Source organism: Phytopseudomonas flavescens (assembly GCF_900100535.1).
Lineage (GTDB): Bacteria > Pseudomonadota > Gammaproteobacteria > Pseudomonadales > Pseudomonadaceae > Aquipseudomonas > Aquipseudomonas flavescens.
This window is the reverse complement of the sequence record NZ_FNDG01000016.1, coordinates 137,247-145,926: the sequence shown is the minus strand read 5'-3', so window position 1 is coordinate 145,926 and position 8,680 is coordinate 137,247. Positions and strand designations below refer to the sequence as shown.

The following is an 8,680-nucleotide window of genomic DNA, read 5'->3' as shown; positions in this document are numbered from 1 at the left end:
TGTGTGGCGGCGCAAACCCAAGCAGGAAGTGATGATCCACTCAGACCAGGGCAGCCAGTTCAGCAGCCTGGACTGGCAAAGTTTCCTCAAGGCCAACAACCTAATCAGTAGCATGAGCCGGCGCGGTAACTGTCACGACAACGCCGTGGCAGAGAGCTTTTTCCAACTGCTGAAGCGCGAACGCATCAGGCGGAAAACCTACGGCACTCGTGAAGAAGCACGCGCTGATGTGTTCGATTACATCGAGATGTTTTATAACCCTAAACGCCGGCACAGCAGCGCTATGCAGCTATCGCCAGTGGATTTTGAAAAGCGCTATTTCCAGAGCTTGGAAAGTGTCTAGGAAAGCCGGGGCGATTCAGAACGAAAAATTATAAATGAGCGATTTGGCAGAGACTCTCGCTGCATACGTCATGCGTTCAAGATTGTAGGGGTTCAGGAATCTATTGTCAATGTAGAAAAATACTCTACTTGCAATGTATGTGGATTTTAGAACTAGTTTTTCACCTGTAGGATGGGGGAGTTAAGAGTTGAAGTTCTGGATGTACAAGCCGTCATGTGAGCCATCCAGAAAGGTGGAGAGAGTCATATTTAATGAGTTTGTTTCTATGTTCAAGGAGAGTGAACAATGAGCATGCTGAGTGCAGCGGTACACGCGGAGCTTGCAGATGCAAGCTATGCCGATTTTGAAGAAGCACGCAGGCCTGATGGCTCGTTTGATTTTGATGATCTGAAAACTGCGCTTGAGCGTATCGGCCATAAGGAGGATGAGCCCAAAGATCCCAACACAGGCTTCTCCTCTTTTCAGGCCGACGCCTTCCTGCAACGCTGGGACATCATCAACCACCAACCCGATATGGAGTCCGCCTTCTCCGCGACGCTGTTCAAGAGCAAGGATCCGAATGCCGAACAGCCCTATGTCCTGGCCGTAAGACAGATCAAAAGTTTAGCGCATGTCCTGTATCACTTTCCCGGCGGACGAGTAGTTGAAACCCAGATTTTGGAGCGAGTGGCATGATTGCCCTGGCTTACCTGGCATTTTTTTTGGCCTATGGGCTTATTTCAGTTTTAGTGGTCAGTAAGTCCTACCGGGTTAGTAGGAGACGTTATGGGAAAGGTTGGGTTGGTGGCTGGTTTGCCGCTTTGATCATGTATAACCTGGTGTTTTGGGACTGGATACCTGTCTATGTGATGTATAAGTACTATTGCGCAACTGAAGCGGGAGCCTGGGTATATAAAAGTCCCGAGCAGTGGATTAAGGAAAATCCAGGCGCAGTCGGGCAGTTGTGGGGTGATGACTACATAAGGCCGATAGAGCGATTTTCTGATCAGCGTCAGCGTATATGGTATTCAGAATTGGTTTATGGGGAAACTATAAAGCAAGCGAGATATAGCGGAGGGTTACTAAGGCGTACTGAGAGGCTGTTGGTGGATGCACGTAGTGGTGATGAACTTTCTCGCGCTGTGCAATTTGAGAAAATTAACGAAAGTGCTTTTTCGCTTGGTCATGCCACTGTTAGAGATTTCAAGATCTGGTTGGTGATTGGTGGTAATGATTGCGTGGATGAGTCTGGCCAGAATTACTTTGTGCTCGATGCGCGAAATGGGAAAGAATTAATCAAACTTGGTCGAGGTGTGGGAAATGACAATGGACGTTGAATTTACAGCCAACATGGCTGAGTTGGCTGAAGCTGCGTATGCATTATTTGACTCGGAAAAAACAGTACGAGAGTCACTGATTGATTCTGGCTTTGCTGAGTCTCAAACCGACGCCTTCCTGCAACGCTGGAACATCATCCACCACCAACCCGATACGGAGTCCGGCTTTTCCGCGACGCTGTTCAAGAGCAAGAATCCGAATGCCGAACAACCCTATGTCCTGGCCATTCGCGGAACGGCCGGTTTTCAGGATCTGGTGGTCACCGACGGCTCGGATATCGTGGTGGACGGCCTGGCTATCGACCAGATCGTTGACCTATGGAACTACTGGGGGCAATTGACCACGCCGAAGGGGCAGGCATTTACCGGTGCTCAGTTGGTAACCCTTGAGCAGGAAACCGCCTATCTGGCCATGGCGAAGACGGGACAGTTCATCCCGACCCTGAACATGACCGCAAACACCTATCTGGCATGGTTGTATTCCCGTACCGACATCATTATCGACAATGGCCCTTTCGGCGAGCGTGTGCGTACTATCGAAGTCGTATCATTGGGGACGGATGATCCAGATTTTTCCGGTGTACTCGATACGCCGTTGACGGCCGATCTGCTCAGTGGCGTGACCGGTCATTCCCTGGGCGGACATCTATCGGCCGCCTTGACCCGGCTGGTTCCCGGCATCGAGGCGCTGACTATCAATGGCGCGGGGTTCATGACCGGGGTGATTTCCGGGGTGGGCGCAGACGCCGAGCTCAATGTGCGTAATCTGTTCGGCCTGCTCGGCGGCTTGGATGAGTTCGATCCGCAGCGAATCCTCAATCTTTATGGCGACAAGATGCCGGAGTTCGTGACCCAGAACCAGGTTTTCGGATTGGTGCAGCAGGGCGGACATGATGCGATCTTCATCGAGCAGGATCCGTGGCATGGTCATACGCTGGGACATGGCTCCGCGCAGATGACGGACAGCCTGGCGATCTATCGTTTGCTGAACGTCATCGATGGTGCCATAGCGGTTCCCTATGTCACGCATCTGCTTGAAGCGGCCGCGAACGTGGCCAGCCATAGCCTTGAAGGCGTGCTCAACGCGGTGGGCGATCTTCTCGGTGCGGGCACTTCCGTCGGCATTAATGATCGGGAGGCATTTTATGCGCGTCTGTCGGCCATATACGAGGAGTTACTCGTCGATCCAACTGCGCTCGAACCCGAATTGAAACCCGCCTATGAGGGGTTGCGCATCGTCGAGACGAGTTCGTTTGCCGATAGCGCCCTCGAGGATACGCCCAGAGGGCTGGCCTATCGCTATGCGCTGCAGGCGCTCAACTCCTTCTCATTGCTCGGCCTGGACTACGACGCACACAACATAGAGGGTGCTCTGGATCTGTACGATCCGGCAACGGGCCAGGGCGAGCTGACCCCCGAATGGCTACGTGATCGGGCGGAACTGCTGCATTGGAAGTCGGAACTGGCATTGATCGACGGTGTTACCGATCCGCAGATTCCCCTAGCCGATGGCGACCGGGGGCTGTTGCTGGAGGATCGGGCCACGGGGCAGATTATGCACATCCACGAGGTGGGGGATGTTTCGCAGATCATTTTCGGTAAGAACGATGCCGACCTCATCGAGTCGCCACAGGGTTCCCTGGCGGGGCACCGATTCTACGGCGGCGGCGGCAACGACACCCTCAAAGGCGAAGCTGGCAACGACTACCTCGAAGGTGACAGCGGCAATGACATCCTGATCGGCGGTGCCGGTAACGATACGTTGATTGGCGGAACTGACAATGATCGCTATGAGTTCTCAACCGGCGATGGTCACGACACGCTGATCGATGCTGATGGGCTGGGCGGGTTGTGGATAGATGGGGTGCATTACACCTTAGCGCAGCGCTGGGCTCCTGACGCCGATAGCTGGCATAGCGATGACGGCAAAATCAAATTCCTGCGCTCCGGCTCCGATCTGTTAGTGCTGTACGGGCAGGGTGACAGCATCCTGATCCGCAACTACGTGGTGGGAGCGCTAGGGCTACGTCTTGAGGAGACCGAAGTCACAGAAGTCCCAAGTCATGCAGGCCTCGTCAGTGGCACTCTTGAAATCGATTACTTGGCCGGTACAGCTGGTGATGAGCTGATCCTCGGCCTGAGCGGTAATGACTGGGTAAATTATGACGACAACCAAGGGGGCAACGACACCATCGTGGGTGGGGCCGGCAGCGACCGCTTGTTTGGAGGCTCAGGCAATGACCGCATATATGCGTATGAAATCGATGAATACGGCCCGCCCAGTGCCGTCGGCCCTAACGGAGGCATAACAGGCGACTGGCTCGATGGGCGTGACGGTGATGACCTATTGGTTGGCTCTGGCGGTAATGATGGGCTTTTCGGCGGGGCTGGCTCGGATACCATTTTGGGTGGAGATGGTGACGATATCATCCTGGCTGATACTACCACTTGGGGACTGCAGAATACCCCTTACTTCCAAGTCCGCAACGTCGCGATTGGACAGGATCAACAACCCGTCGTCACTGTTTCAAGCTTCGTGAGTCCTGCCCCACGAAACCAGGCCGGAAACGATGTTGTTTTCGCTGGCGAGGGTAACGATATCGTCGATGGCTATGCTGGTAATGACTACCTGGAAGGCAATGGAGGACACGATTTTCTGCTGGGTGGTGAAGGCAATGACACGCTAAATGGTGGAGAGGGTAATGACACCCTGCATGGGGATGGATTTGATGGCATGTCTGAGGCGTTCCCAAGCGCACGCTTGCCAGGCGATCTGCATGGAGATGATTTACTGATTGGTGGTCAGGGCAACGATCAAATATATGGTAATGGTGGAAGTGATCGACTGTACGGCAACCAAGGTAACGATACGTTAATTGGTGATGATCGCACCACGCCAGCTCACTATCACGGCAATGATTTCCTCGATGGCGGGGCGGATAGTGACGTGCTGCTTGGCATGGGCGGTGACGACACCCTATATGGCGGTGAGGGTAATGATTGGCTGGCGGGTGAGGATCACCTGAGTTTGGATCAGGTGTCTTCACTCACGGGCAATGACTGGCTAGATGGCGGGGCAGGAAACGATAACCTGCTTGGAGGCAATGGTGATGACTACCTCGATGGTGGAGAAGGACTGGATAACCTCTGGGGCGGTGTAGGAAACGATACGTTAAAGGGCGGCGCCGATGCTGATTACCTGAAGGACGAGGACGGAGAGAACTTTTTCGAGGGTGGTAGCGGCGATGACACGCTTGAGGGAGGGGGCGGGAATGACCGTTACTTTTTCTCTAAAGGTGACGGCGTGGACTTCCTAACAGATAAGGGAGGGATCAATTCGGTCACCTTTGGCGAAGGAGTTGTAAGTGAGTCCTTGAATATCGGGAAGGCATATAATTCTGAGGGTGTTAGTTATCTCACCGTCAGCTATGAGGGCGGCACCATATATATTGAGAATGGCATGGCTGGCGCCATTTCTGATTTTTATTTTCATGACGGATCAACACTACCGTTGAGCACAATGCTAGCTGAAGTAGGTGGGCTTACTCTTTTTGCACCGGAGTCTGGCGGGCAGTTACAGGGGAGTGACGCAGGAGATATTCTTTCTGGATCTCTAGGGCATGACCTGATAGATGCTGCAGGCGGAAATGATCACCTGTATGGTAATGGAGGTAACGATACCTTATTCGGGGGTGCTGGTGACGACAGTATTGCCGGTGGCTCCGGCGATGATCACCTGCAGGGAGATGCAGGTAATGACACGCTTGTTGGCGGTACTGGCAATGATACTTTGCTTGGCGGCGGTGGCGATGACGGCCTGTCTGGCGGAGGCGGCCAAGATTGGCTGGTTGGTTCGGAGGGCAATGACACGTTATCTGGTGGGGCGGGAGACGATACATTAGAGGGCGGGGCGGGTGTAGATACTTATCTATTTTCTGCCGGATCAGGTCACGACCTCATTCGAGATGATGATGGCGAGTATTCAGTCTTGAAATTATCTCGCGACATCGCCCTAGCGGATCTTCAGAGCAGGAGGGAGGGCAATGATTTACTGATTGAATACAAAGATGGTAGCCACAGCCTACGTATCGAAAGTTATTACTCAGCCTCTGTTGTCTGGGAAGTGGCTGACGATGATGGCCGCAGTCAATCTATGGACGCGTTTCTCTTCGAACTTTCCGAAAACAGTTCAATGGATATCACTTTTTGGGAGAACAAGTTCAAGCAACAAGTCCAGGCAGCGTTTGCTACTCAACATGAAGAAAATGGGGGGGAGCTTGAGAACGATGGCTACTTCCATTATTACCGCAGAGAGAAAAGTTGGGAGTCGGATGGCGCCTACGGCGCGGTATTTAAAGAGTTTTCCGTATCCGATGAGCCAATGTTTGAATATGAGGGGGCTTATTTTTCCACCATAATTCAAACCTCTGCTCAGCGTGATGAATATGTTGCGACAACTAAATCTATTCATAGCGTTTCTTCAGGAGGCTTGTTTTCTCTTGGGGGAGGGGCTATCTATGTTTCTGCCAGTGATATGCAGAAGCTCTCCGCCAATCAGGGAGTTGGATATGGCACGCAAGGTTCATACACACCTGTTTATTCGTCTGAGGAGCCGAATAAGCTTGTAGGCGTCATCATTGAGCCGAGTCAGGGGCAAGGTGAGGGGCAGGTCTCGGGATTGCCATCAACTGTTATCGCATATTCTAAATATTGGTCATGGGACGATACGGTATACAAAGTGATCAATGGAGATGATCAGGGGCGTACCTATAGAGTTGGGCGGGGGCAAATTATTCGAGCCGGCTCGGGGAGTGATCTCATGATTGGATACCCCGGTAGTCTCGAGACGAAAAATATGGGTGTCTATTTCTCGGGCGGTGCAGGTGAAGATACTCTTTTGGGCTCATACGAAGCTGATTATTTAATAGGCGGCACAGGAAACGACCTATTAATGGGCGGAGGAGGGGCGGACACTTATGTCTTTTACTCCGGTGACGGCGTTGACATCGTTAATGATTTTCCTTTGCCATCTAATACCGATTTTAATGGTGAGGGTGGATATACATACCTAGAGACATCAGAGGCCGCGAAGCTAGATAAGATAGTGCTGCCGCAAACAGCAACATTAGAAAGTGTTACCCTCGCGTGGGGGCAGGTGCTGGCTCAGGTGAACGCCGGTAAGCCTGAATGGTTTCAGGCGGATGGGAGTAATGAAGTATTTTACAACAGCTTTGGTGAGCCTACTCATCGGTCGCTGCGAGTTCTAGTCACTCTTGATATCAATCTAGGTGACGGTCAGGTAATTCGGGTTGTGATGCCATCCTCTGATAGTCCGCAAGGCTCTGGTGTAGAGCTTTACCAGCTTGGTGATGGCTCAATTTTAACGCAGAAGCAACTACTGGATTATTTTGGTATGGGGGATGTTCCTGATATATCAACTCAAGGGCAGGAACTTCGTGTCAGTGATGCGGTAGGGCAAGGTGATGGATATTTTCCGTTGCAGGGCATGTTCGGCAATGACACTTTGTACTCCGGTGAGGGGGATGACTACCTAATTGGCGGAGGTGGTGACGATCTTTTATATGGCAGCCAGGGCTACGATATCCTAGAAGGGGGGCTGGGGGCGGATACCTATTACATCTACAGTAATAATGGGGATTATGATTCACGTAATGTAACCCGAATACGTGATGTCGATGGAGTGGGCGCAATTTTCATTGACGATGTAAAGCTCGATAAGTCTAACCTTGTCGCTTGGCAGGAAAATTATTGGTTGTCTAGGGATGGCGTATTTAGTTTACACTTAAATAGCGAGTCGGCTGATCTCGAAATTCAAACTCTCCAGGGGCGTATTGTTATAGAGGACTATGTTCCAGAAAAGCTTGGAATCAACTTGCCTGCTTTTAATTCTGAAAATTTGCTAGCTGAAATTGTCGCCAGCGTCGGAATGCCTTGGGAATATTTTGTACCGATTTCACTTGATGATAATGGTTTTTTGCCTGAGTTAACTGCTGTTTTAGATAATGATGAGCAATTGCCTCAGTGGTTGCATTTTGATCCATCTACTGGCCGTGTTTCTGGTGCCTTTGAAGCGCTGGATCAACTTGAGCACGTTATTATTAATGCCACTTATCCGGGTGGGTCTGTAGTTCAGTATGAGTTGCTCTTAAGTTCGCAGTTGAACTATGTAGAGGGTACTGATGAACCTGATCTTCTAGCAGGGACAAAGTGGGGTGATTACATCTTTGCAGGAAATGGCGATGACAATGTTTCTGGTGGAGAGGGTGATGACTTGATTGAGGCGGGCGAAGGACATGATGTGCTTGACGGCGGGTTGGGTGCAGACACTCTCTACGGCGGCCAAGGTAACGATGTTTATGTAGTTGATCAGGCAGGTGATGTAGTAACTGAGTATCCTGACGAAGGTATTGATCAGATCATTAGTACCGTCAGTTGGACGCTAGGTGACAACCTAGAAAATCTGAGCCTGGTTGGCAGCTCTGCAATTGATGGTACGGGTAATGACTGGGATAATGAGTTGCTCGGTAATAGTGGCGACAACATTCTCCGAGGTATGGCAGGGGACGATCTGCTTAATGGCGGTCTTGGTAATGACACGTACATAGTCGGCAATGGTGATGGAGGTGACGTGATCAACAACCTATCTGTGGCTGCAGAGGCAGAAACCGACATATTACGATTCGAAGATATCAACCACGATAGTCTGTGGTTCTCCCGCCAAGGCTCTAACTTGGTGATCGATGTTATGGGAGCTGAAGATAGTGTTACCGTCCAGAATTGGTACGCGAACTCGAATCAGCAGTTGGATATCATCCAGGCTGGCAGTTCCTCCCTTTATGCCAACCAGGTCGATAACCTCGTCAACGCCATGGCTGCTTTCGGCGCACCTGCTGGAGGCGAGATCAATCTGACGCAAGCTCAGAGAGATCAACTCAATGTCGCTATAGCTGCTAACTGGCAGTAAAACCGAAAAGGGCCGTAGCTCCTGCTTTGGCAGGGG

The 8,680-nt window shown here is 51.4% G+C and carries 4 protein-coding genes; all 4 read left to right on the top strand.

Annotated elements, in window-relative coordinates:
• A partial coding sequence (locus BLR94_RS19365; protein ID WP_139207479.1) for an IS3 family transposase occupies window positions 1–343 on the top strand: 343 nt, incomplete at its 5' end.
• Between the two features lie 285 nt (window positions 344–628).
• On the top strand, window positions 629–1,018 hold the full coding sequence (locus BLR94_RS19360) for a hypothetical protein (RefSeq protein ID WP_084307540.1): 390 nt from the start codon (window positions 629–631) through the stop codon (window positions 1,016–1,018).
• Complete coding sequence (locus BLR94_RS27280) at window positions 1,015–1,659, top strand: hypothetical protein (protein WP_139207478.1); 645 nt, start codon at window positions 1,015–1,017, stop codon at window positions 1,657–1,659. The genes BLR94_RS19360 and BLR94_RS27280 overlap by 4 nt, the downstream gene beginning before the upstream one ends.
• Entirely contained in the window at window positions 1,643–8,644 is a 7,002-nt protein-coding gene (locus BLR94_RS27690) for a calcium-binding protein (protein ID WP_139207477.1), read from the top strand. The genes BLR94_RS27280 and BLR94_RS27690 overlap by 17 nt, the downstream gene beginning before the upstream one ends.
• Window positions 8,645–8,680 lie beyond the last annotated feature (36 nt).

Bases quoted from the DNA above. Each gene is read 5' to 3' on its own strand.
- BLR94_RS27280 (WP_139207478.1), top strand. From the start codon at position 1,015: ATGATTGCCCTGGCTTACCTGGCATTTTTTTTGGCCTATGGGCTTATT.
- BLR94_RS27690 (WP_139207477.1), top strand. From the start codon at position 1,643: ATGACAATGGACGTTGAATTTACAGCCAACATGGCTGAGTTGGCTGAA.
- BLR94_RS19360 (WP_084307540.1), top strand. From the start codon at position 629: ATGAGCATGCTGAGTGCAGCGGTACACGCGGAGCTTGCAGATGCAAGC.